At 69.4% G+C, this 24,598-nt stretch carries 19 protein-coding genes and 1 pseudogene; 9 read left to right on the forward strand and 11 right to left on the reverse strand.

Annotated features, from left to right (window positions below; translation table 11 throughout):
• Positions 1-26: 26 nt before the first annotated feature.
• From tldD to E0W60_RS15880, 3 genes are all read right to left on the reverse strand, one after another.
• A complete protein-coding gene (tldD, locus tag E0W60_RS15870) occupies positions 27-1,487 on the reverse strand; it encodes a metalloprotease TldD (protein WP_135704917.1) in 1,461 nt (486 codons plus the stop codon).
• A 126-nt stretch (positions 1,488-1,613) separates the two neighbouring features.
• Complete coding sequence (locus E0W60_RS15875) at positions 1,614-2,435, reverse strand: carbon-nitrogen hydrolase family protein (protein ID WP_135704918.1); 822 nt, start codon at positions 2,433-2,435, stop codon at positions 1,614-1,616.
• A 53-nt stretch (positions 2,436-2,488) separates the two neighbouring features.
• Positions 2,489-6,862, reverse strand: a complete 4,374-nt coding sequence (locus E0W60_RS15880) for a YhdP family protein (protein WP_240745944.1) — start codon at positions 6,860-6,862, stop codon at positions 2,489-2,491.
• A 165-nt stretch (positions 6,863-7,027) separates the two neighbouring features.
• Here E0W60_RS15880 and glnE point away from each other — a divergent pair, with 165 nt between their 5' ends.
• Together glnE and rrtA are read left to right on the forward strand one after the other, a co-directional pair.
• Positions 7,028-10,054 (forward strand): bifunctional [glutamate--ammonia ligase]-adenylyl-L-tyrosine phosphorylase/[glutamate--ammonia-ligase] adenylyltransferase, encoded by a 3,027-nt coding sequence (gene glnE / locus E0W60_RS15885; protein WP_135704919.1) that lies wholly within the window; start codon positions 7,028-7,030, stop codon positions 10,052-10,054.
• A gap of 7 nt (positions 10,055-10,061) precedes the next feature.
• Positions 10,062-10,715 carry a rhombosortase gene (rrtA, locus tag E0W60_RS15890; protein ID WP_133097687.1) on the forward strand — a complete coding sequence of 218 codons (654 nt, stop codon included), beginning with the start codon at positions 10,062-10,064 and terminating at the stop codon, positions 10,713-10,715.
• Positions 10,716-10,752: 37 nt separating this feature from the next.
• On the opposite strand, the gene mprA is transcribed toward rrtA, so the two are convergent.
• The 4 genes from mprA to E0W60_RS15910 all read right to left on the reverse strand — a co-directional run bounded on the left by mprA (position 10,753) and on the right by E0W60_RS15910 (position 15,819).
• Positions 10,753-12,384, reverse strand: coding sequence for an MprA protease, GlyGly-CTERM protein-sorting domain-containing form (gene mprA / locus E0W60_RS15895; RefSeq protein ID WP_135704920.1), 1,632 nt, complete (start codon positions 12,382-12,384; stop codon positions 10,753-10,755).
• A gap of 135 nt (positions 12,385-12,519) precedes the next feature.
• Positions 12,520-12,963, reverse strand: coding sequence for a hypothetical protein (locus E0W60_RS15900; RefSeq protein ID WP_133097614.1), 444 nt, complete (start codon positions 12,961-12,963; stop codon positions 12,520-12,522).
• Between the two features lie 90 nt (positions 12,964-13,053).
• A complete protein-coding gene (gene recN / locus E0W60_RS15905) occupies positions 13,054-14,814 on the reverse strand; it encodes a DNA repair protein RecN (protein WP_135704921.1) in 1,761 nt (586 codons plus the stop codon).
• Positions 14,815-14,901: 87 nt separating this feature from the next.
• Positions 14,902-15,819 (reverse strand): NAD kinase, encoded by a 918-nt coding sequence (locus tag E0W60_RS15910; protein ID WP_133097612.1) that lies wholly within the window; start codon positions 15,817-15,819, stop codon positions 14,902-14,904.
• Positions 15,820-15,922: 103 nt separating this feature from the next.
• Here E0W60_RS15910 and hrcA point away from each other — a divergent pair, with 103 nt between their 5' ends.
• From hrcA to E0W60_RS15925, 3 genes are all read left to right on the forward strand, one after another.
• Positions 15,923-16,960 carry a heat-inducible transcriptional repressor HrcA gene (hrcA, locus tag E0W60_RS15915; protein ID WP_133097611.1) on the forward strand — a complete coding sequence of 346 codons (1,038 nt, stop codon included), beginning with the start codon at positions 15,923-15,925 and terminating at the stop codon, positions 16,958-16,960.
• A 103-nt stretch (positions 16,961-17,063) separates the two neighbouring features.
• A complete protein-coding gene (gene hemH / locus E0W60_RS15920) occupies positions 17,064-18,179 on the forward strand; it encodes a ferrochelatase (protein ID WP_133097610.1) in 1,116 nt (371 codons plus the stop codon).
• Positions 18,176-18,571 carry an RNA-binding S4 domain-containing protein gene (locus E0W60_RS15925; RefSeq protein WP_133097609.1) on the forward strand — a complete coding sequence of 132 codons (396 nt, stop codon included), beginning with the start codon at positions 18,176-18,178 and terminating at the stop codon, positions 18,569-18,571. Before hemH ends, E0W60_RS15925 begins: the two co-directional genes overlap by 4 nt.
• An 87-nt stretch (positions 18,572-18,658) precedes the next feature.
• Here the strand turns inward: E0W60_RS15925 and E0W60_RS15930 are convergent, their stop codons facing one another.
• Positions 18,659-18,832 carry a hypothetical protein gene (locus tag E0W60_RS15930; protein WP_165971578.1) on the reverse strand — a complete coding sequence of 58 codons (174 nt, stop codon included), beginning with the start codon at positions 18,830-18,832 and terminating at the stop codon, positions 18,659-18,661.
• A 273-nt stretch (positions 18,833-19,105) separates the two neighbouring features.
• Here E0W60_RS15930 and grpE point away from each other — a divergent pair, with 273 nt between their 5' ends.
• Together grpE and E0W60_RS15940 are read left to right on the forward strand one after the other, a co-directional pair.
• Positions 19,106-19,660 (forward strand): nucleotide exchange factor GrpE, encoded by a 555-nt coding sequence (grpE, locus tag E0W60_RS15935; RefSeq protein WP_135704922.1) that lies wholly within the window; start codon positions 19,106-19,108, stop codon positions 19,658-19,660.
• Between the two features lie 83 nt (positions 19,661-19,743).
• Positions 19,744-20,183, forward strand: a pseudogene (locus E0W60_RS15940) (thioredoxin family protein).
• 27 nt (positions 20,184-20,210) lie between these two features.
• Here the strand turns inward: E0W60_RS15940 and E0W60_RS15945 are convergent.
• Positions 20,211-21,494 carry a phospholipase A gene (locus E0W60_RS15945; protein WP_135704923.1) on the reverse strand — a complete coding sequence of 428 codons (1,284 nt, stop codon included), beginning with the start codon at positions 21,492-21,494 and terminating at the stop codon, positions 20,211-20,213.
• 161 nt (positions 21,495-21,655) lie between these two features.
• Positions 21,656-22,087: a DUF1841 family protein gene (locus E0W60_RS15950; protein WP_135704924.1), complete on the reverse strand. Its 432-nt coding sequence runs from the start codon at positions 22,085-22,087 to the stop codon at positions 21,656-21,658.
• A 91-nt stretch (positions 22,088-22,178) separates the two neighbouring features.
• On the opposite strand from E0W60_RS15950, the gene E0W60_RS15955 reads away from it, so the two are divergent.
• Together E0W60_RS15955 and E0W60_RS15960 are read left to right on the forward strand one after the other, a co-directional pair.
• Entirely contained in the window at positions 22,179-23,114 is a 936-nt protein-coding gene (locus E0W60_RS15955) for a DMT family transporter (RefSeq protein ID WP_431189903.1), read from the forward strand.
• Positions 23,115-23,201: 87 nt separating this feature from the next.
• On the forward strand, positions 23,202-23,789 hold the full coding sequence (locus E0W60_RS15960; protein ID WP_135704926.1) for a malonic semialdehyde reductase: 588 nt from the start codon (positions 23,202-23,204) through the stop codon (positions 23,787-23,789).
• Positions 23,790-23,860: 71 nt separating this feature from the next.
• Here the strand turns inward: E0W60_RS15960 and E0W60_RS15965 are convergent, their stop codons facing one another.
• Positions 23,861-24,586: a Coq4 family protein gene (locus E0W60_RS15965; protein WP_135704927.1), complete on the reverse strand. Its 726-nt coding sequence runs from the start codon at positions 24,584-24,586 to the stop codon at positions 23,861-23,863.
• Positions 24,587-24,598: the final 12 nt, after the last annotated feature.

Genomic DNA, 24,598 nt, shown 5'->3' on the forward strand with positions numbered 1-24,598 from the left:
TCCCGTTTCGTTGTGGCGATGCGGCGTCAGGCCGTGCCGCCCACCGTCATATTTTCGATCCGCAGCGTCGGCTGGCCCACGCCCACCGGCACGCTCTGGCCTTCCTTGCCGCAGACGCCAACGCCGGAATCCAGGCGCATGTCGTTGCCGATCATGGTCACGTCTTTCAGCGATTCGGGGCCGTTGCCGACCAGCGTCGCGCCCTTGACCGGGTACGTGATCTTGCCATCCTCGATCATGTACGCCTCGCTCGCCGAGAACACGAACTTGCCGTTGGTGATATCGACCTGGCCTCCGCCGAAGTTGACCGCATACAAGCCCTTCTTGACGCTGGCGATGATTTCCTGCGGGTCCCTGTCGCCGTTGAGCATGTAGGTGTTGGTCATGCGCGGCATCGGCAGCGCGGCATAGCTTTCGCGGCGCGCGTTGCCGGTGACCGGCATCTTCATCAGGCGCGCGTTGAGCGTGTCCTGCATATAGCAGCGCAGGATGCCGTCCTCGATCAGCGTGGTGCACTGGGTCGGGTTGCCTTCGTCGTCCAGGTTGAGCGAGCCGCGGCGGTTGGCCAGCGTGCCGTCGTCAACCACCGTCACGCCCTTGGCCGCGACGCGTTCGCCCATGCGGCCGGAAAATGCCGACGAGCCCTTGCGGTTGAAGTCGCCTTCCAGGCCATGGCCGACCGCCTCATGCAGCAGCACGCCGGGCCAGCCCGGGCCCAGCACGACGGTCATGGCACCGGCCGGGGCGGGGCGGGCGTCAAGGTTGACCAGCGCCGACGACACGGCTTCCTCCACGTACTTCTGCAGCAGGTCGTCAGTGAAATAGCCATAGGCATAGCGGCCGCCGCCGCCCGACGAGCCGATCTCGCGGCGCCCGCCCTGTTCGGCGATCACCGTCACCGACACGCGCACCAGCGGGCGCACGTCGGCGGCGATCACGCCGTCGCTGCGCGCCACCAGCACCACGTCGTACTCGCCGGCCAGGCCTGCCATCACCTGCACCACGCGCGGGTCCTTGGCGCGCGCCATGCGTTCGATGCGCTCGAGCAGCGCCACCTTTTCGGCGGCGGTCATCGAATCGAGCGGGTCGTTGGGCGCGTACAGGTTGCGGCCCGCGTGCGAGGCCAGTTCACCCGCCACCTTGACGCGGCCGTTGCCGGCGCGGCCGATGGTGCGCGTGGCGGCAGCCGCCTGCGACAGCGCGGCCAGGCTGATGTCGTCCGAATAGGCAAAGGCGGTCTTGTCGCCCGACACGGCGCGCACGCCCACGCCCTGGTCGATGCTGAAGCTGCCCGACTTGACGATGCCTTCTTCCAGGCTCCAGGCCTCGTTGCGGGTGTACTGGAAGTACAGGTCGGCGTAGTCGACCTTGTGCGTGAAGATATCGGCCAGCACGCGCTGCAGCTTGGCCTCGTCCAGGCCGTATGGCGCCAGCAGCAGTTGCTGCGCGGTGGCCAGGTTGCGGATTCCGAGATCGCCGGCGTTCATGAGATGTCCTTTCTTCTGTTTGCCGCCCCGGCAAGCCATGGAATTGCCGGTGGCATGAAATACCTGGTGCGGGTGCCGGATGAGATCAAATGCGCGATCACATGCGGCCCCGCGGTTGCGTACATGCTACAGCACCCGGTGACGCAATGCCGGCAGGTTTTGCCGGACCTCTTCGAGCCGCGCCGGGTCGATGGTGCCGGCCACCACGCCTTCGCCTTCGGGCAGCATGGCCAGCACTTCACCCCACGGGTCGACCAGCATCGAATGGCCCCAGGTGCGGCGGCCGTTCTCATGCTTGCCACCCTGTGCGGCGGCCAGCACATAGCACTGGTTTTCAATGGCTCGTGCGCGCAGCAGGATTTCCCAGTGCGCCTGGCCGGTGGTGTAGGTGAAGGCGGCCGGCATCAGGATCAGGCTGGTGCCCGCGCCGGACGCCAGCCCGCGGTACAGCTCGGGAAAGCGCAGGTCGTAGCACACCGACATGGCCACGCGGCCGCACGGTGCATCGAAGCTGACCGGGGTGCGGCCGGCCAGGATGGTGCGCGATTCGTCATAGCTTTCGGCTCCGCGCGTGAAGCCGAACAGGTGGATCTTGTCGTACCGCGCCACGCGTTCGCCGCGCGGGTCGAAGGCGAGCGAGGTGTTGTACACGCGCTCCGGGTCGTCGCACCACATCGGCAGCGTGCCGCCCACCAGCCAGATGCCATGGTGGCGCGCGGCGCCGGCCAGGAACTGCTGCACCGGGCCATCGCCGTCGTGCTCGCGTACCGCCACCTTGTCCGCTTCGGAGCGGCCCATCATGCAGAAGTATTCGGGCAGCAGCACCAGCTGCGCGCCGCCGGCTACGGCCTCGGCGATCAGCGCCTCGGCGCGCGCGAGGTTGGCATCGAGCGAAGTGCCGGTAACGGTCTGCACGGCGGCCACGCGGAACGGGGCGGGGGCGGTCATGGGCGTTGGTTTCCTCTTTGGACTCTCTTGAGTTCTCTCGGACGGCAGCGGCTTCAGTGCGGGAGCGCGGGCTCGGCGCGGTTCTGGAAGCGGGGGGCTTGCATATTATTCTCCTCCACTTTGCCGATCTGCGGGTTGGCCCAGCTGCCGGTGATGCGGTAGTGCTGGGTGAATACCTTGGAGAACTCGTCGGCAAACAGCAGTTGCGCGGCGAGCGTGCCGATGCCCAGCACCGGGTTGATAAAGGCGGCCGCCACAGAGGTCGAGGTGGCATTGATGCGCGGCACCACCTCCACGCGCAGGTCCTGGGTCTCGCGCAGCAGGTTGGCGGTGCCGCTCATGCTGGCGATGATCTGCGGGCTCTTGAGTTCGAAATCCTGGATGGTGCCGACCCCGTTCTCGATCGTGCCAGAGCCCGAAATGCGGTCGAACAGCAGTCCGCGCCCCGACAGGCTGCGGAAGTCCAGCGTGGCAAAGCGCAGCAGCCCCTGCAGGCTGAGCACGCCCAGCAGCCGCGCCGCGCCCGGTTCGACGCTTAGGATCTGGCCATTCTCCAGATCGAGCGACAGCTTGCCGGACAACGTCGGGTAGTCGATCGACAGCGGCGAGCCGCGCCAGGCTACGCGGCCTTCCAGCTTGCCCTTGCCGTCGCGCAGCGTGTGCGGCAGCCCCAGGCGGTCGAGCGTGGCGCCGGCGTCGCCGATGTCGATGACGAACGACAGCAGGGTGCGGCGCTCGGTACTGCCGTCGGCGCGCAGCCGGCGCGGCACGCGCCAGCTGCCGTGGCCGGTCAGCGTGGCATCGGGCTGTTCGATCCTCAGCTTGTCCAGGGTCCAGACCGGGTCGGTGCCGCTGGTGCCGGTATGCGCCTTGACCTCCAGCTTGCCGAAGTCGTGGCCGCGCAGCATGAACTGCTCGGCGACCAGGTCGATGGCGGGCAGTTCGTCGATGCTGCTGGCGAGGGCGTCGACCACGTTCTGCTCGTCGCTGGCGTCGGGCACGTTCAGGCGCGACAGTCGCAATTGCAGCGCGCCCGTGGCATTGGCGCCAGCGGTACCGGCGGCCGGCTGCCACTGCACGGCGCCGGCGATCTGGCGCGATTCGATCCTGGCATTCCAGCCGTCGCGCTCGCGCGTGGCGTCGAGCGCGACGTCGTCGAGCGTGCGGCCCATGCCATGGAGCGTGCCGGCGCGCAGCGCAATGCGCCCGGGCAGGAAGGGCGAGGGGCGCCCGCCGTCGCCCGTGGAGGCCGGTCCGGCAAAGGCCGCGCGCCAGGCGTCTATGTCGAGCCGGTCGAAGGTCGCCGCGGCGCTGACGCCGGCCATCGGCGCGGGCGCCGCCTGTTGCACGCCAATGCCACCGGCGACGACTTCGATGCCATTGCCGCCGTTCTGGTCGCGGCGCAACAGGTAGCGTGCGTTGAGGGCGTTGCCCAGCTGCAGCGCCAGTTCGTCGATGCCGGCGCGGCCGGGCGCGGGGCGCAGCTCGACGCGCAGCGGCAGGTCGTGCGCCGCCGCCTTGGCCAGCGGTGCCGGCAATCCGATCGCCATGCCGTTGAGCGATGAATTCAACTGCACCTGCAGCTCCTGTTCGCGCATCGCGATCACGGTGTTGTAGCCGGTGCTGCCTTCCAGCCTGGCCGCCAGCGGCGCCAGTGCCGAGCCTGCCGCGGCCTCGCGCAGGCCCGCGGCCGAGACGGTGCCGCTCGCGGTGACGCGCGTGCCCCCTTCCGGCTGGGTGCCGCCGCCGAGCTTGACTTCGCCGCCCAGGAAGCGCGCGCGCAGGTTCTCCAGCCCGAACCCGTGCTCGTTGAACGTGATGTCGCCGCTGGCATTGCCGAATGCCGGCAGCTGCGGGCTGAGCACCACGTCGTTGCCGGGGAAGCGGAAACGGCCCTCCACCTTGGCCGCGTTGGCGTGCTCCAGCGGCATGTCGAGCCTGAGCCTGAGTTCGCCGTTGCCATGCGCGCGTGCCGCGTCGGCCACGCGCGCGGTCCATTCGCGCACCGGCGAGGCGGCGATATAGCGCAGGAAGCCCTGCACCGGCCCGCTGGCACCGCCGTCGATGGCGAGGCGGCCATGCTCGCTGAGGTCGTCGATGCGGCCGTTGACGTCCTGCAGCACCACGCCCGGGATGTCGTGCACCGAGGCGCGCCGTGCCAGGAAGGTCATGCCGCCGCGGTCAAATGTGACCTGTCCGGCGATGTCGGTGAACACCGGCCACAGCGGCGCGCCCCCCGCGCCAGTCTCGTGCGGTGCAATCTGGTAGCTGACGCGCTCGATCGGCACGTCGACGCGGAACTCGCCCGCCTTCTCGAACGGCGCGTGGAACGGGAAATGCTCCAGGTCGCCCCTGAGCACGAAGCTGACGCCGGCCGCGTCGCCGCTCATCAGCGCGCCCGCGAGGTAGTGCCGCGTGCCCGCCGGGATGGTCTGCGGCAGGTAGCGCGGCACGCGCGCGACCTGGGCGCGGGTCATCTCGCCGCTCAGGTCGGCGATGCCGGAGGTGCCGTCGCCACCGGCGCGCCAGGTGCCGCGCACCGAGCCCGCCGCATCCGCGTTGGCAAAGCGGATGCCGTCCAGCGTCACCACCAGCTTGCCGCCGGCATGGTGCCAGCGCACGTCGCCGCCGATCTGGTCGAACGGCACGCGCGGCTCCTCGAACAGCCCGGGCATCACCAGCGATGCGTTATTGCCTTCGAAGCGCGCACTGCCTTGCTGGTCGTCGAACGAGAACGTGCCCGACAGGTGCGAGAAACCGGGCGTGCCCAGCCGCGGACGGCCCTTGGTATCCAGGGCCGGCACCGCCGCCTGGCCGTTGACCGAGACTTCGCGCAGCGTGCCCTGCAGGCTGTAGTGGGGCTTGCCACCGCTGCGGTCGAGCATGCCCGCGCGCTCGCGGCTCCAGCTGACGTTGAGGTTGTCGATGTGCCCGGCCGGCTGCAGCGCGCGCAGCCGGCGCAGCACCGCGGTCTCCAGCGGCATCGAGCTGGCCAGCGCGCGCACCGTGTTCAGGTCCAGCGTGGGCGCCTTCAGCGTGAACTTGCGCAGGTTGCCGTCCTTGGCATAAGCCCAGCCGAGCTCGACCTTGCGCATGCCTTCGCGCCAGCTGGCGTCGGCCGGAGCCGCCTGGCCGCTGGCAGGCTGCGGCTGCGGCTGCCACAGCAGCGTGTCGACGGTGAGCAGGTTGCTGCCGTCGCGTTCGGTCCGGTGCAGCAAAAAGGCCTGCGCATTGGCCAGCCGCAGCGGGGCGGCGGCGCCGGCCAGCTGCAGGTCGACGCTGCTGGCGCGCAGACGGGTCTGGCTGCGCACGATGCGGCCCTGGCGGAATTCGATGCTGCCGTCGGTGCTGAAGGTGCCGCTGGCCACGCCCTCGAACATGGCCAGGTAGCGCTGCAGCACCGGCAATTCCAGCTGGGCCACGTCCCAGCTGGCCTGGCCGCTCCAGTAGCGCCAGTTGCCGGCGCTGTGCAGGTAATCGTTGCTGAAGGTGGACTTGACCACCAGCGGGCGCGGGCCCAGCGCCGGCGAGCGCGCTTCCAGCGTCACGGTATGGCGCGAGCCGTCGCGGCGGGTGTCGAGGAGGATTTCGCCGATATCGAGCTGCGGCAGGCCTGCCTTCTCGTCGAGCCAGCGCAGCCTGCCGTCGGACAGCGACACGCGGCCCTGCGACATCAGCCAGCCCAGGAAGCGGTCGTCTTCCTGCTGGCCGCCGGTGGCATCGACCTGCATGCCGCCGACCAGCAGCTTGCCCTCGGGCGTGCGGCGCACCAGGATGTCGGTGCCGGTGGCGCCCAGGCTGACGAACTGCAGGCCCATGCTGAACAGCGAGCGCCACGACAGCTTGCCGTCTAGCGTGGCGGTCGCAAGCAGCACGCGCTTGCCATTGTCCACGGCGCGCAGGTCGCGGGCGCGGAAGGCGGGGTGCCAGCCGTCCCAGTAGGTATCGAGCGCGCCGATGGTGACCTGTGCCGACAGCGCGAGCGAGCCGCGTTCCTCCAGCCATTCGCGCGCGGCCGATGCCTGCGGCCATAGCACGAAGCGGATCAGCAGGCCCGCCACCAGCGCCAGCACGCCCAGCACCAGCGCCAGCCGTACCAGCGCGCGTCCCAGGCCGCGCCAGAACGGGTGGCGCACCATGCGAACGACCGCGCGCGCGCCGGCGCCGGCGAGGCCGCGCAGCCGCGCGAGGCCCGACGCGGGGCGCGTCAGGGCAGGGGAATCGATACCTGTAGCAGCCAAGGAATGAGCGGGTGGTGGCGAAGCGGGGTTGTTCGCGGCGTTGTCAGCGGATTTGTTGGCGGAACTGGTAGCGGAGCTTTTGACGGTGTCGTTGGCCGGAGCCGGCAGCGTAGCGGCGGCCATATGCCCGCCCGCGCCGCCATTGGGGGGAGCACCGTCAGCGGGTTGTGGGGCGCGGCTGGACATGCGCAGATTATCCGACAATACTAGCCGCTCTCCAATCTGGTGCCCGGCCGGCTACAACAAGAATGCGCGCACCGCGCGCGGCGTGAACCGATGCGGCATGACCCGGGCTCGCCCGCTTTGCCGCCGGTACCGGCCGCACCTTTTCTCGCATTTCAAATTACTGGAATGACTGTCTCTGACCCGACGAGTTCCGCCGCTGGCGATCCCTCCGACCAACATGGCGCGGGCGCCACACCGGGACCGGCTTACCTGGCGGATCCGGCGGCGGCGCTTGCCCCCGGCGAAGGCCCCGGGACCATGACCGCCGGCGCCTTTGCCGTCACTGCGGCGCAGGCCTTGCCGCAGGGTCTGCAGGCGGCCGGCTGTGGCGGCCACGTATTGTACTCGGCAGCGTATTCGCACTACGCGCGGCGTGTGCTGCTGGCCCGCCCCGAACTGCCCGCGGTGATCGCGGCGGCGGCCGGGCAGCCGCTTACGCGCGCGTGGATGGAGGCGCGGCTGCAGGCGCTGCACGAACCTTCGGCCGATGCCGAGGAAGCCACCAAGCGCACCTTGCGCCGGCTGCGCGCCGAAGTCATGTGCGCGGTGATCGAGCGCGACCTGCGCGGCCTGGCCGCGCTGGGCGAAATCACCGGCGCCATGACCGACCTGGCCGAACTGGCGATCCAGCATGGCCTGGCGGTGCTCGGCGCCGATCTCGCCACTACCTTCGGGCGCCCGGTCGGCGAGCAGAGCGGCGAGGTGCAGGAGCTGGTGGTGGTCGGCATGGGCAAGCTCGGCGGGCGCGAGCTCAATGTCTCGTCCGACATCGACCTGATCTTCCTGTATGACGAAGACGGCGACACGCAGGGCGGCACGCGCAGCCTGTCCAACCATGAGTATTTTATCCGCCTCGGCCGCCGCCTGATCAACCTGCTTGCCGAGGTGACCGCCGATGGCTACGTGTTCCGCGTCGACATGCGGCTGCGGCCCAATGGCGACGCCGGCCCCCTGGCGTGCAGCCTCGGCATGCTGGAGGAATACCTGGTGGTGCAGGGGCGCGAGTGGGAGCGCTACGCCTGGATCAAGGGCCGCGTGGTGTCGGCGCTCGGCACGCCGCACGCGCAGCGCACCGCCGGCCTGCTGGCGCGCCTGACCACGCCGTTCGTGTTCCGGCGCTACTTGGACTACGGCGTGATCGCGGCGATCCGCTCGCTGCATGCGCAGATCCGCAGCGAGGCCGCCAAGCGCAGCGGCGGGCTGGCGGGCCACGGCATGAATATCGGCAGCCAGCGCTCGTTCAATATCAAGCTCGGCCGCGGCGGTATCCGCGAGATCGAATTCATGGCGCAGGTGTTCCAACTGATCCGCGGCGGCCAGGATCCCGCGCTGCGCGTGCGGCCCACGCTGGAAGTGCTGGGGGTGGCGGTCGAGCGCGGCCTGCTGCCCGCCGGCCAGGCCGGACAGCTGGGCGACGCCTACCGCTTCCTGCGCCAGCTGGAGCACCGCCTGCAGTACCGCGACGACGCCCAGACCCATCACCTGCCGACCTCGGAAGACGAGCGGCTGGCGGTGGCGCGGATGATGGGCTGTGCCAGCTGGAACGAACTGCTGGCGCGGCTGGCGGCGCTGCAGGAGCCGGTGGCGCAGCAGTTCGAGGCCACCTTCTCCGACCCCGACGCCGCGCCCTGCGAGGCGCTGTGGCCCGACATCGTGCTCGACGACAACGCCGCGCGCGCGCAGGACAACCAGCAGGACGCCGCCGCGCCGGCGCAGGGCGGGGAGGATGCGTGCGACGATGCCACGCCGTGCCGGCGCCTGCAGGCGGCCGGCTTCACCGACTGCACCGGCCTGTTCGACCGGTTGCGCGCGATCGCGTCGTCGCTGCGCTACCGTGCGCTGTCCGAGTCCAGCCGCGCCCGCTTCGACCAGCTGGTGAACCGCGCGCTCGACCTGGCCGCGCGCCAGGACGACGCCGACAGCACCATCGCGCGCTTTATCGACTTTCTCGAGGCCATCAGCCGGCGCGCCTCCTACCTGTCGCTGCTGTCCGAGTACCCGCAGGCGATGGACCGCGTTGCGCAGACGCTGCATGCCTCGCGCTGGGCCGCGGCCTACCTGACGCGCCATCCGCAACTGCTCGACGAACTCCTCGACAGCGATGCGCTGGCCGGCGCGCCCGACTGGGCCGCGTTCCGCAAGCGCCTGCACGAGCGGCTGCTGGCCGCCGAAGGGCAGGTCGAGCACCAGATGGACATCCTGCGCCGCGAGCACCACGCCGAGACCTTCCGCGTACTGCTGCAAGACCTGCAGGGCATGCTGACGGTGGAACAGGTGGCCGACCGGCTGTCGGACCTGGCCGACGCCATGCTCGATGCCACGCTGCAGACGGTGTGGCGCCAGCTCGCCACGCGCCATTGCGACACGCCGCGCTTCGCGGTGATCGCCTACGGCCGGCTCGGCGGCAAGGAGCTGGGCTATGCCTCGGACCTCGATATCATCTTCCTGTATGACGACGAGCACGAGAGGGCGCCCGATGTCTACGCCGCCTTCGCGCGCCGGCTGATCACCTGGCTCACCAGCCATACCGCGGCGGGTGCGCTGTTCGACGTCGATACGCGGCTGCGCCCCAACGGCGCGGCCGGCCTGCTGGTCACCGGCTTCGACGCCTTCCGCCGCTACCAGCTGCGCGAGGGCGACAACACCGCATGGGTCTGGGAACACCAGGCGCTCACGCGCGCGCGCTTCTGTGCCGGCGATGCGGCCATCGGCGAGCGCTTCGAGGCGCTGCGCGACGAGGTGCTGCGCCAGGAGCGCGATGCCGCGGTGCTGCGCGGCGAGATCGTGCAGATGCGCCGCAAGGTGGCCGAGGGCCATCCCAATCCCACCAGCCTGTTCGACCTCAAGCACGACCGCGGCGGCATGGTCGACATCGAGTTCACGGTGCAGTACCTGGTGCTGCTGCACAGCCGCGCGCATCCGCAGCTGACGCGCAACGCGGGCAATATCGCGCTGCTGCGCGAGGCCGGCGCGCTCGGGCTGATCGATGCCGCGCTGGCCGTGGCGGTGGGCGACGCCTACCGGCTGTTCCGCGCGCGCCAGCACCAGTTGCGGCTCGACGGCCAGGCGCACGCGCGCTTGGCGGCGGAATCGGTCGCCGGACAGAGGGCGCAGGTGCGCACGCTGTGGCAGGCCGTGTTCGGTGAGGACTGAGGCCACCATGGCCACGAAGGCCACGCCCGCCGCGGCGGCCCCGGGCCGTCCCGCCGGTGCCTCGTGGCCGGGGCTGCTGGCGGCGAGCGCGCTGGTGTGGGCGCTGTCGGCCTGCTTCACCTTCCTGCCGTGGTGGCACGCCCACGGCCTCTATCTGCGCGATGCAGTACGGCTCGACGGCCAGTGGTGGCGGCTGGCCACCGCCATGTGGGTGCACCTGGGCGCGATGCACTGGCTGGCCAACGCACTTGCGGCCGCGGGGCTGCTGGCGCTGGCCGGGCGTGCGGCGCGGGCGCGCGCCATGCTGCTGGTGTTGCTGGCGTGCGGCCTTGCCGTGCAGGCCGCGCTGCTGCGCGTGCCATCGGTCGGCTGGTATGGCGGCTTGTCCGGCGCCTTGCACGGGCTGGCGCTGTGGGGCGGGCTCAGCCTGTTGCGCGCGCCCGGGTTGTCGCGCGTGCTCGGCGTACTGCTGTGCCTGGGCGTGCTGGCCAAGGTGTGGCTGGAGCAATCGTGGCTGGCGCCGGTGATCTTTGACCCGTCATGGGGGTTCGGCGTGGTGCGCGCCGCGCACGCAGCCGGCGCGGTGGCCGGACTGCTGTGCTGGGTCGTGCAGGAGTGGTGGCTGGCGCGGCGGCCGCTGCGCAGCGCCGACGGCGACTGAGCCGCATCCGCGGCAGGGCAAGCTGGCAGGGCAAGCTTTATGCGCGCCGGCGCAGCGCGAAGCCGAGCAGGCCGGTGCCGGCCAGCGCGAGCGCGAGCCAGCGTGGCACCGCGCCGCCACCGCCACCGCCGGACGGTGCCGGCGCGGCGGCCGCCGGCGGGGCCGACACCGCCGCGGCCAGCGCGTTGTCGGCATCCAGCAGCCCGGCGCCGCACACGCCTGGATTGGTGGTGCAGAAGGTGCCGGATGGATGCGGCCGCGCCGAGGCCTTCAACGCCGCGGTCACTTGCGCCGGCGTCAGCGACCCGTTCAGCGCGAACATCATCGCCACCACGCCAGACACCATCGGTGCCGCGAAGCTGGTGCCCTGCGACGACGATATCGTGTAGGCCCCGATCGAGGTGGTGCCGTTGTTGCCCAGCGTGCGGATTACCGAAAGCGTGGTGGTGCATGCCCCGTTCTGCACGCGCGAATTGCCGCAGCCGCCGCCCGGCGCGCTGATCGCCACCTGCGGGCCGATGTTGGCATAGGTGGCGTTCTCGCCGTCGTTGGCGTGGGCCGTGACGGCGATCACACCGCTGCAATCGGCCGGCGCTTCGACCGCGCTGCGGTTGTTGCCCGCCGCCGCCACCACCACCACGCCGCGCGCGTTCAGGTCGTTGACCGCCTGCTGCTCGATGCTGCTGCAGGTGCCGCCGCCAAGGCTGATATTGACCACCCGCGCCGGGGTTGGATTGGCCGGCACATTCGGCACCGGCAGGCCGCCCGCCCAGCGCATGCCGTCGACCGTATCGGACAGCAGCGCGCCGCAGCGTCCCGACACCCGCACCGGCAGGATGGGGGCGCTCCAGTCGACGCCGGCAATGCCTTCGCCGTTGTTGGTGACCGCGCCCATCACGCTGGCCACGCGCGTGCCGTGCCAGCTGTTGGACGTGGCCTCGGTGGTCGGTGTTGAACTGCCGGGGCAGGTGAAGCCGGCCGGGACATTGTCGCCGGGATCGGTAGCGTCGCTGTCGCGCCCGTCGTCGCCGTCATTGGAGACGATGGCGCTGCTGATGAAGTCAAAGCCCGGCAGAAGCCGGGAGGCCAGGTCGGGGTGTCGCAGCACGCCGGTATCGACCACCGCGATCACGATGCCGCCGCTGCCACGCGTGCGGTCCCAGGCGCGCGGCAGGTTGACGCCGCCGACGGCGGTGCCGGTGCCCATCAGGTAAGGCTGGTTGGCGGAGAATTGCGGGTCGTTGGGCAGGGTATCGTGCAGGTGCAGCCAGCGGTCCGGCACGGCATCGGCCACGCGCGGGTCCTGGCGCAGGCGGGCGGCGGCGGCTTCCGGGTCGGAGGCGAGTTCGTCCGGCACCTGCAGCAGGTCCATGTTGCCGCCCATGGGGCGGCGCAGCGTGGCGGCGATGCCGGTGCGCTCGCGCAGTTGCTGCAGCGGACTCGTCGCTGATGCGGCCGGCTCCTTGCTGCTCACGGTGGAGGTGGTGCCATCGCGCCAGCGCACGATGATCTGGCCGGTGTAGGCCGGGGCCGCGGCTGAAGTCGAGGAGGGCGCGGCGCCTGCGGCGACCGGTGCTGCGCCACAAAGCGCAGCGATGGTGATCAGGGCTGCCCGCCAGTGGGGCAACGCGAAGCAGTGACGGAAGACGGACTGCGCGGGATGCAGCATGTATTCCTCCAGAGGCACCCCGCACGTCATCGGGCGCGCAGGGGGATCGAATGTAGGGAATACGATCCGCGCCGGTTGCGCAAGGGATACCGAAGGTTTAGAACCCGCCGCTTCCGGACGGACTCCGCGGGCAACTCAGCTCTTGGGCATATCCCGGCTGGTCGGCATGGTGCGGTTTGGCTGGATCATCCGGTCCGGCTCGGCGGTCTCGACACGCGGGATGGCGCGCAGCGTATCAACCGCCTGGTCGATGGTGGCATCCGCCGATTTGGAGATCGCCGTCACCAGCCAGACCCCGCCCGACATGGGGCGCTTGACCACATAGCGGATCGGGCCCTTGATCTCGGCCAGCAACTTCCCGGCATCCTCGGACATTTCGACCGCGGGCGGCTTGAACTTGACCATGATGTCGCCCACCGCGCGGTCGTCGGTGATGCTTCCCGGCGGCGGGGCGTAAGGCCCCGACTGGGCCTTGCAGCCAGACAATGCCAGCAGTGCGGCCGTGGCCGCTGTGGCCAGGGCCAGGACGGCGCGCAAGGGGCGGTGGCGGCGGCCTGCCGGCGGCGCGTGGCGGGTCATGGTGAGGCTCCTGTGAAAGTTGGTTCGGGTGCGCCGATGCAAGCGCGATGTGGGGGCGACGTGGGCGATGTGGGCGACGATGCCGGGGCATCAGCCGGCGGCGCGGCGGCCGCGCCGGCTTTCCTTGGCCGTGCCGCGCACCGGGGCGCCGGCCTGGGCTTCGGCGCCTTGCGCCAGCATCTCTTCGGCATGCTGCAACGTGGTCGCGGTGACGGTTGCGCCGCCCAGCATGCGCGCGGTCTCGACCACGCGCCCGGCCGGGTCGAGCACGCGGATGCGTGAGCGCGTAACCGAGCGCGTGACCGAGCCATCACCGCCATCGGTGGTTTCCTTGCTGACCAGCAGGTGCGTGCCGGCCTGCGCGGCGACCTGCGGCAGGTGGGTCACGCACAGCACCTGGCGCGCGCGGCCCAGTTCCTGCAGGCGCCGGCCGACGACTTCGGCGACGGCGCCGCCGATGCCGGTGTCGACTTCGTCGAAGATCAGCGTCGGCGTGGGCGAAGCCTCGCTGGTAATCACCGAGATCGCCAGGCTGATGCGCGCCAGTTCGCCGCCGGACGCGACCCGCGCCAGCGGCCGCGCGCTGACGCCGGCATGGCCGGCCACCAGGAACTCGACCTGCTCCAGGCCGTAGCTCTGGCCGTCTTCCAGCGTGTTCAGCGCGGCGACAAAGCTGCCGCCCGCCATCGACAGGCCCTGCATGGCCTCGGTGACCGCGGCCGACAGCGCCTGCGCCGCTTGCGAGCGCGCATGGCTGAGGTGCTGCGCCAGCGTCAGGTAGGCGGCCTTGGCGGCGGCTTCGCGCGCCATCACCTTGTTCAGGTCCTGCGCGGCCTGCAGGTCGTCGAGCTGCTGGCGGCGCGCCAGCAGCTCATCGGGCAGCTGCTCGGGAGGCAGGCGGTACTTGCGCGCGGTGGCGTGCAGCGCCTGCATGCGTTCCTCGACGGCCTGCAGCCGTTCGGGATCCAGCTCGAGCCGGTCGACGTAGCGGGTCAGCGAATGCGCGGCTTCCTCGGCCTGCACCTGGGCCGGCTCGAGCGCGGCCAGCACGTCGCGCAGCGCCGGGTCGACGTCGGCCAGCTGCTGCAGCCGGTGCACGATGGTGTTCAGCGCCGATAGCACCGAGCCGTCGGCTTCGGACAGCGCCTCCAGCGCCGCGCGGCTGCCGTCGATCAGGCCGGCGGCATGCGACAGGCGGTTGTACTCGGCCTGGATCTCTTCCCATTCGCCCGGCTGCGGGTTGAGCTTGTCGAGCTCGCCGACCTGCCACTCCAGCCGCTCGCGCTCGAGCTGCATCTCGCGCGACTGGTGCTCGACCGCCTCGCGCTGGCGCACGCAGGCGCGCCACGCGCGCCAGGCCTCGGCCACCGCGCCGGCCTGCTGGGTCAGCCCGGCGTGGGCGTCGAACAGCAGGCGCTGCGCGTCCGGGCGCAGCAGCAGCTGGTGCGCGTGCTGCCCGTGGATGTCGACCAGCTGGTCGCCCACTTCGCGCAGCTGCGCCAGCGTGGCCGCGGCGCCGTTGATAAAGGCCTTGCTGCGGCCGCCGGCATCGACCGTACGCCGCAGCAGCACCGCGCCGGCGCCGTCATCGTCTTCGGCATTGAGCTCGCGCTCGGCCAGCCAGGCGTCGAGCGCCGGGTGGGTCGTGAAGGTGGCGCTGATGCTGGCGCGTGCGGCGCCTTCGCGCACGATGCCGGCGTCGGCCCGCTCGCCCAGCACCAGGGCCAGGGCGTCGATCAGGATCGACTTGCCGGCGCCGGTCTCGCCGGTAAAGACGGTGAAGCCAGGGGTGAAATCGAGGTCGAGCGTGTCGACGATGACGAAATCGCGGATGGACAGGCTGCGCAGCATCGTGGCGGATCGTGGCGAAAGTGAGATCGGTCCGGAAAGTCGGGCTGGCGTAGGATCGGGGTGGCTAGCTCGGGCTCTGGGGGCGGCTCAGAGGCGGTTGTCTTCGGACGGGTATTCGTGCCAGTGCAGCTTCTTGCGCAGCGTGGCGTAGTAGTTGTAGCCCACCGGGTGCAGCAGGTTGATGCTCTTCTCCGAGCGCCGCACCACGATGCGGTCGCCGGGCAGCAGCGAGGTCAGCGACTGCATGTCGAAATTGACGCTGGCGTCGCGCGCGCTGGCCACTTCGATGGTGACCTCGGCATCGTGCGGCAGCACGATCGGGCGGTTCGACAGCGCGTGCGGGGCGATCGGCACCAGCACCACGCCCGACAGCGTCGGGTGCAGGATCGGGCCGCCGGCGGACAGCGCGTAGGCGGTCGAGCCGGTCGCGGTCGACACGATCAGGCCGTCCGAACGCTGGTTGTACATAAAGTTGCCGTCAACGGACACCGCCAGCTCGACCATGCCGGAAATGCCTGAGCGGTTCACCACCACGTCGTTCAGCGCCAGCGCCGAAAAAATGACGCTGTCGTCGCGCACCACGCGGGATTCGAGCAGCAGCCGGTTCTCGGCCTCGTAGCGGCCGTCGAGCATGTCGGGCAGCACCGTGTGCACGTCTTCCAGCGCGATGTCGGTCATGAAGCCGAGCCGCCCGTGGTTGACCCCGATCAGTGGCACGTCGTACCCGGCCAGCTGGCGGGCAATGCCCAGCAGCGTGCCGTCGCCGCCCAGCACCACCGCCACGTCGGCGTGCTGGCCGATTTCCTCGGCCGACAGGGCAGGGTAGGCGGTCAGCCCGGTGGCCAGCGCGGTCTCGCGCTCGAACACCACATCCTGGCCGTTGCGCAGGATATAAGAGGCGATCTCCTCCAGCGGTCCTTCGATGCCGGCAGTCGAGTAGCGGCCCACCAGGGCGACGGTGTTGAACGAAGTGCGCAAGGCGCTGGCTCTCGGGGGGGCGGACATGCCGGGATTAGACCATACCGCCGCTGCCGTTGCCAGCAGGCGCCGGCGCCGCAACCCAGGCGGGGCGCCAGAAGGTCTAAAACTTGCGTAAAATCGGGGCATCATGGATGAACGTTCCAAAACGCTGCTCAAGACCCTGATCGAGCGCTACATCGCCGAAGGCCAGCCGGTCGGGTCCCGCACCCTCTCGAAATTCTCGGGGCTGGACCTGTCACCCGCGACCATTCGCAATGTGATGTCCGACCTGGAGGAAATGGGCTTTATCGCCAGCCCGCACACGTCGGCCGGCCGCATCCCGACGCCGCGCGGGTACCGGCTGTTCGTCGATTCCATGCTGACGGCCAAGCCGCTGGAGCGCAACACCGAACTGGCCGAGCTGACCGGCCAGATCCAGGGCCAGCTCGGCGCCCAGCAGCTGGGTCCGCAGCGCATGATCACGGCGGCAGCGCGCACGCTGTCCAACCTGTCGCACTTCGCCGGCGTGGTGATGACGCCCCGGCGCGCGCAGGCGTTCCGGCAGATCGAATTCATGCGCCTGTCCGACAAGCGCATCCTGCTGATCATCGTCAGCCCCGAGGGCGACGTGCAGAACCGGATCATCCAGACCGAGCTGTCGTATACCCCGGCCCAACTGATCGAGGCCGCCAACTACTTCAACTCGCACTACACCGGCATGAGCTTCGACGCCGTGCGCAGCCACCTGCGCGTCGAGCTGCAGGACCTGCGCCGCGACATGTCGCAGCTGATGCAGGCGGCGGTCGAGGCCGGCAGCGTGGCCGACGACGAGGAAGACGACCACGTCTATATCAGCGGCGAACGCAAGCTGCTCGAAGTGGAAGACCTGTCTTCCAGCATGGACAAGCTGCGCCGGCTGTTCGACGTGTTCGAGCACAAGACCAGCCTGCTGCAGCTGCTCGATGTCTCCAGCCACGCCCAGGGCGTGCAGATCTTCATCGGCGGCGAGAGCCAGCTGGTGCCGCTGGAAGACATGGCGGTCATCACCGCGCCGTACGAGGTCGACGGGCAGATCGTCGGCACCCTCGGCGTGATCGGCCCGACACGCATGGCATACGAGCGCGTGATCCCGATCGTAGACATCACCGCGCGGCTGCTGTCCAGCGCGCTGAGCCAGAACCAGTGACGCGGCTGGCCGGTCTGACAAGCTGCCCCATTCCTACCGAGCGCCACCTGCGCTGGCGCGCCGCCATGGCGCGTTGCCGGCCGCGCGCCAACCCGGAAGCGACATGACGTTTTCACCCGAACCGGTTTACCAGCACGGGCAGGCGCCGCGCACGGCGATCCTGCTGGTCAACCTGGGTACCCCCGATGCGCCCACGCCCAGGGCGGTGGGGCGCTACCTGAAGGAATTCCTGTCCGACCCGCGCGTGGTCGAGATCCCGCGTGCCGCCTGGCTGCCGCTGCTGCATGGCGTGATCCTGCCGCTGCGTTCGCGTGCGTCGGCGTTGAAGTACGAGTCGATTTGGCTGCGCGAGGCGCATATGACCGGCTCGCCGCTGCTGGTCTACAGCGAGCGCCAGGCCCATGCGCTGCAGCGGCTGCTGAACCAGAACGGCCACGAGGTGACGGTGGCGTGCGCCATGCGCTACGGCAACCCCTCGATCGCCTCGGTGATGGAAGCGCTGCGCCGCCAGGGCTGCGAGCAGGTGCTGGTGCTGCCGATGTATCCGCAGTACTCCGGCACCACTACCGCCACCGCCTTCGACGAAGTGTTCCGCGTGCTGGGACAATGGCGCAACCAGCCCGAGCTGCGGCTGGTCAAACATTTCCATGACCATCCCGCTTATATCTCGGCGCTGCACCAGCAGGTCGGGGCCTACTGGTCACGGCACGGCATGCCCGATTTTGCGCACGGCGACAAGCTGATCCTGTCGTTCCACGGCGTGCCGCGGCGCACGCTCGAGCTGGGCGACCCGTATCACTGCGAGTGCCTGAAGACCGGCCGGCTGTTGGGCGACGCGCTGGGCTTGCAGCCGGGGCAATATCAGGTGACGTTCCAGTCTCGTTTTGGCAAGGCGGAGTGGCTGCAGCCGTACACGGCCCCGACGCTGGCGGAGCTGGGCAAGGTTGGCGCCGGCCGGGTCGATGTGTTCTGCCCGGGTTTCCCGGCGGACTGCATCGAGACGCTCGAGGAAATCGCGATGGAAGGGCAGACCGAGTTCAAGGTCGCGGGCGGCAAGGATTTCCACTTTATTCCTTGCATGAACGACGCGGCGCCGTGGGTGGCGGCGATGGCGGAGATTGCCCTGCAGCACCTGCAGGGATGGCCGCTCAACACGCCGCACCCGCATGAGCTGGAAGCGCGTCGCTCGCGTGCGCAGACCCGGGGAGCCGCAGCATGAACGTGGATTTTGAAGCGGATGCGCGCCAGCGCATCGACAAATGGCTATGGTGCGCGCGCTTTTTCAAGACGCGCTCGCTTGCGGCCGAGGCGGTGGAGCGGGGCAAGGTGACCGTCAACGGCCAACTGGTCAAGAACTCGCGTGAAGTGCGGCCCGGCGACAAGGTCGCGCTCGAAGCGCACCAGCAGCGCTGGGAACTCCAGGTGAAGGGCATTGCCCCGGCGCGCGGACCGGCACCGGTGGCGCAGACGCTGTATGAAGAGAGTGCCGACAGCCAGGCACGCCGGCAGGCCGAGGCCGAGCGGCGCCGCCTGCAGCCGGAGCCCGCCGCGCAGTTGCAGGGGCGCCCGACCAAGCGCGACCGCCGCCGCATCGATGACTTCCGGCACTGAGGCTGGCAGGAACGACACGCGGCGGCGCCGGCACAATGCCGGGGCCGCCGCGGTGCGAGCGTGTGTGCCGGAAAGTTGCGCTGGCGCTTATTCCTGCGAGACTTCCTGGCTGATGATAGGAACGATGTAGTGCTTGAACACCGCCTTGCCACTGCCATACTCGGTATCGCGCGGCGAGAAGGCGTCGGACAGGCAGATAAAGGCGGTCATGACCGCCAGGGCGGCCACGAGGCAGAGCGTCACGACTGGCAGCTTATGCATGGCCAACCTTTCGGAAGAGGCACAAAAATGAACCATCTCCAGGCCCCCGGCATTTTTGTCATTTTTCGTAAGAGAATGTTAGTGAGTGCAGTGCAGCAAGGCAATAAGGCGTCAATTGCATAACTCACGCCTTTGTAACCGCTTGTTTCCGCGTCTCGCCGGCGCCACTCTTGAAATCCGGCGCGACGCCACCAATTGCCCGCTAAACACGCCGATTGACCCACCGCGGCCGTACCCACGGACGGCCGCGCCAATGCATTGATACGGATCGACATGGAAGAACAGAAGCAGACGCCATCCAACCCGACGCCCAACGACGAAGCCAGCGCCCCTGCCGCGCAGGAGACCGCCGCGCCGGAGGCTGCCGCCGTGGAGGATGTGGCGGCCCAGCTGGCCGCCCTGGAAGCCAAGGCGCGTGAACACTACGACCTGTACATGCGCGCGGTCGCCGAGGGCGAAAACATCCGCCGCCGGGCGCAGGAAGACGTTGCCAAGGCCCACAAATTCGCCATCGAGAACTTCGCCGACAACCTGCTGCCGGTGATGGACAGCCTGGAGGCCGCGCTGGCTGACGGTTCCGGCGATATTGCCAAGCTGCGCGAAGGCGTCGAACTGACTGCGCGCCAGCTGGCAGCCGCGTTCGAGCGCGGCAAGATCGTGGAACTGAACCCGGTCGGGGAGAAGTTCGACCCGCACCGCCACCAGGCCATTTCGATGGTGCCGGCCGACCAGGAACCCAACACCGTCGTCACCGTGCTGCAGCGCGGCTATACCATTGCCGACCGCGTGTTGCGCCCGGCGCTGGTGACGGTGGCGGCACCGAAGTAAGCCGGACTGCTTAGCGGCTGAGGCTGCGCCCGGTGCCGTCCAGGCCCGGGCGTTTTGCTTTCTTGCCTTTGCGGGAGCGAATCATGTCAAGCGAATCGCCGGCCGGCGAGCCGTCCGCGGACCAGGCCGCGGCAGCCCACCTCGACCATCGCGCCTTCGAGGCCTTTGGCATGCGCCAGGTCGACGACGCCGGCATCGACGCCGCGATTGCGCAGGCCGGCGATGCGCTGGTGTGTGCGTGTTCTTCTGGGGCGTGGATTGCTTCAATTGCGAGATGGCAAAGAAAGCCATGCTCGCCAATCCCGAGCCGATCCGGGCACTCGGCCTGCACTGGCTCCATGCCAATGTCTATGAGCACCCCGCACTGGGCAAGCGCTTCGGCCTGCACGGCATCCCGGTGTTCATGTTCTTCCAGAACGGCAAGAAGCTGGGCCGTGCCACCGGCTGGCATGGCCACGGCCAGTTTGCCGCTGCGGTCGCCAATGCCCGGCTGAAGGCGGGCGGCAAACCGCTGGCGGGGTGAACCGGCCAGCCAGGCGGCATCAGGCCTTCAGCGCGACAGCGCGTAGCCGATGCGGAACTGCCAGGGCAGCTTGTGGTTGTAGTCGAGCAGGCTTTCGCCATAGCCGACGAAGTAACCCGCCATCAGGTAACCCGCGGTACCCGGCAGCAGCCGCGCCAGCGGATAGGTGACCTGCGCATCGACGCTGCCGTACCACTTGCGCGTGCCCTTGCGCAGCGTGGCGGAAAACTCCCATGAATCCGGGCGCCCATACGCGATGCCCAGGTCCATATAGCCGCGGTAGTGGGCGATGTCAGGGTTGTCGCCCTTTTCCACGTAGGCATAGAGCTTGGGCGCGACGCGCCAGTGCCAGTCGTTCTGGTCGCCGATGTAGAACGTCGGCTTGACGAACACGGTGTTGATGCTGCGCGACTCGTCGCCGCTGCGGCCGTTGGACTCGTGCTCCACGCCGGCCGCCAGCGACAGCCGGCTGATGGCCCGGTTGCGCACGCCGGTATCCGACAGGTAGTAAAACAGGCTCGGCCGGTAGTTGGTGTCGCGGAACGGCTTGGACTGCTCAGACAGGTCCCATAGCGAGAACTGGGTGAAGCCGAGGTAGAGGTTGTCGAACAGGCTCTTCGATGCCGGATCCTCGCCCTCGAAGATCCGGTACTTGAAGCTGAACTGGAACTTCGCATTGGCGCCATCGTGCGCGCCGACGATGAAGTACATCGGGTCGTAGAACGACAGGCGCGCGCTGTCGCGCAGGTCCGCGGGCGCCGGGGCGGTGGCGCTTGCGCTGGTCACCGGCGTGATCGGAACCGGGACCGTCTCCGCGGCTTCGCCAGCGGCCCCGGCCGTAGCGGCTACCGCGGGCGGGGCGGCGGTGGTGGCCTCGCCCGGCTGCGGCAGCCGGTTCAGAGTGACCACCACCGGCGCGGCGTCGATGCCGGTCGCATCCAGCCGCACCTGGCCGCGCAGCTGCGGCGGCAGGGTCGCGCTGTAGCGGATGGCGCGGTGCTCGCCGCGGCGCAGGTTGACCACGGGCGGCGCGGAGACCTCCCGCCACAGTACGAGGCGTACCGGCGCCTGCATTTCGCTCGACGCGGTCACTTCCAGCGTATCGGGGATCCGGTAACGGCGCGTCGCGCCGTCGGCGCTGACCACCAGCGTCAGCGTCAGGGGCTGGTTGCCGTCGATCACGCGTGGCGGCTGCAGCAGCGCCACGCCGGCGTGGGCGGCCAGAGGAAAAGCCAGCGCCAGTGACAGGCAAAGGGGGGCGACGGCGCGGCTGGCAGGCGCCAGCCGGCGGGGCAGGGTCAATCGGGACATGATGCTGGGCACCGCGGGCGCGGCTGGAACGGCGCGCTGCGGCATCGGGAAATTTCGGAACCCGCAAAGCCTACCACGCGATAGAAAGCGGGTTGTGACGAAATGTACGCAACCGTTGCAGACGGCTAGCAGGCTGCCAGCAACCGGCTAGCGTGGCGGGCTCAGCGCATCGCGCGCCGGCGCACGCTGTCGACGTATTGTTCGCCGTCCGGCGGCAGGCCGCTGCGCTGTGCCTGCCACAGCATCTCGCCCAGGCATTCCATCACTTGGTGCTGGGCTTCGTGCGGCGAATCGAGTCGGCGTGCAAGCGCCTCATAAGCCTCGCGAATGCCGCGTGGCTGGTCGACGGAAACCTGTTCCGAGATCGACAGGTGCATCGCCAGGTGCAGGAACGGGTTGGTCTGGCCTTGCTCGGGGGTGTAGTCCTGCGTCAGCGCGCCTTCGGTGTCGCGCAGCAGGTCGTGGTACTCGGGATGCTCGCCGATCCAGTCGACGGCAATGACTTCCAGCGGCGTCAGCACGCTGCCCGCGATCTGCTTCTGCCAGGCTTCGCAGAAGAAACGGCGGACTTCTTCTCGTGAGGGATTAAACATGGTGGCGCCATTGTAAACGAGGGGCGCGGCGAGCGCTGGCGCGCCGGCGGCGCCAAGTAGAATGCGGGATCGCCGACTTCCCGCCATCTTCATGATCGCCTCCGCCACCGCCCACGAACAGGCCCGCGCCAAGCTCACCGGGGTGCTGCTGATTGCGGTGTCGGCCAGCGCCTTCGGCGCCATGGCGATCTTTGCGCGCTTTGCCTATGCGGCCGGTGCCGACGTCTATGGCCTGCTGCTCGTACGTTTCGTGCTGGCGGCGGGGGCGCTGGCGTGGGTGATGCGCACGCGCGGCATCGGCCTGCCGCCGTGGCGGCGCGTGCTGGCGCTGGCGGCGATGGGCGGCATTGGCTATGTGGGCCAGTCGTTCTGCTTTTTCAGTGCGCTGAACCATGCGCAGGCCAGCTTGGTGGCGCTGCTGCTGTACCTGTACCCGCTGTTTGTGACGATCCTGGCCGCGGTGTTCCTGAAAGAGCGGCTGACCACGGCGGCCGTGATCGCGCTGGTGCTGTGCTCGGTGGGGGCCGGGCTGACGGTCGGCGGCGGCGAGGGTTCGCCGCTGGGCATCGCGCTGGGGCTGGCGGCGGCGGTGATCTATTCCGTCTACATCATCGTCGGCGCGCGCGTGACCGCCGGTGTCAACCCGATCGCCACCACCACGGTGATCTGCAGCGCGGCCGCGCTGGTCTACGGTGCGGTCGGGCTGCTGCGCCTTGGCGCGGGCGTGCCGCCGCAGTTCCCGGCGAGCGCCGGCGGCTGGCTGGCGCTGGCGGCGATTGCGCTGCTGTCGACGGTGCTGGCGATCCTGACCTTCTTCGCCGGGCTGCAGCGGCTTGGCGCGGCGCAGGCTTCGATGCTGTCGACGCTCGAGCCGGTGGTCACGGTGCTGCTGGCGGCGTTGCTGCTGGGCGAGCACATCGGCGGCACGCAGGCGCTCGGCGGCGGGCTGATCCTGGCCGGCGTGCTATGGCTGACACGGCGCAGCAGCGCGCCGGCACCGGCCCGCGGCGACATGCAAGAGAATTGAACGGGTTGGTCAAAGACGCTGGCACGGCACATCCTGGCGCTTGGGTAAAATCGCCGCTTCTTTCACTTCATGCATAGGAAGAGCCGCATGTCCCAGATCGACCAAGCCGCGCTGGCGCAACTGTTCACCGAGGCCCGCACCCACAACGTGTGGCAGGACCGCCACGTGGACGACGCCGTCCTGCACCAGGTCTATGACGCGATGAAGTTCGGCCCGACCGCCGCCAACAGCAGCCCGGCCCGCATCGTCTTCGTCAAGAGCGCGGCCGAGAAGGCGCGCCTGGTGGATTGCGTATCGGCCGGCAACGTCGACAAGACCCGCTCGGCGCCGGTCACGGCGATCATCGCCTTCGACAAGGCCTTCCACGACCAGCTGCCGCGCCTGTTCCCGCACGCCGACGCGCGTGCCTGGTATGCCGGCAACGAGGAGAAGATCGCCCGCGACGCCCTGATGAACAGCTCGCTGCAAGGCGGCTACTTCATCCTGGCCGCACGTGCGCTGGGCCTGGATTGCGGCCCGATGGGTGGTTTCGACGCCGACAAGGTCAACGCGGCCTTCTTCCCCGATGGCAAGTGGTCGGTCAACTTCCTGGTCAACCTGGGCTACGGCGTTGCCGACAAGCTGCATCCGCGCCTGCCGCGCCTGCCGTTCGACGAAGCCTGCCGCATCGTCTGAAGAGGCCGCGCGCCAGAACCAAAAAAAAGCGACCCGTCGGGTCGCTTTTTTTGTACTGGTGCGCGCCTGCGTCAGGCAGTCCATTCCTGCACCGCATTGCAGGCGAGATAGCGCCCCGGCTCCGCAATGCCGAGCCGTGCGCGGGCGGCGTCGAGCGGCTCGTGCAACAGTCTTTCGTAGTCCTCGCCGAGCAGCCACCCGGCGCGGCGCCCCAGCCGGTAGCCCTCCAGCACGGCGCGCGCAAAGGCCAGGCGGCCGGTCACGCGCAGGCTTTTCAGCGACGCCGCGATGGCAATGAACGCCCATCCCTTGCCGCCGGTCTGCGCGTAGCTGAACGCCACCAGCGCGGCTTCGCCAAGGCTTTCGTCGGCCCGGTAGCCGGTGAGCACATGCCAGATGTCGTGGATGTCGCGGGTACGCCGGCCGAACCACATGTACGCGTCCTCGATCACCGGCTCCTGGTCGAGGTTGGAGACCTTGGCCAGCCCGTCCGCGCTGTAACCGGTCTGTTCCAGGAAAGCGCGATACGCCGCGCCGACCGTGCCCGGGGCGAAGCTCGCGACATAGGCAGGATCGGACAGGCGCTCGGCCAGTTCGATGCGCTGGTAGACCATGCGCCTGCCGTCGGGCGTGGACAGCAGGCGGCCGAAGTTGCGCGGCATCGACGGGCCGTTCAGCGCGCGCATGATGCGGAACACCTGCTCGGTGTCGTTGCCATTGGCCAGCAGCTTGCGCACGGCCCGGAACGCGGTGAAGACATCCTGCTTGTAGGGATTGGAGGCGGTCGGGGTGGTCATGGCAGGAACTCC

It is taken from the genome of Cupriavidus oxalaticus (genome assembly GCF_004768545.1).
GTDB lineage: Bacteria > Pseudomonadota > Gammaproteobacteria > Burkholderiales > Burkholderiaceae > Cupriavidus > Cupriavidus oxalaticus_A.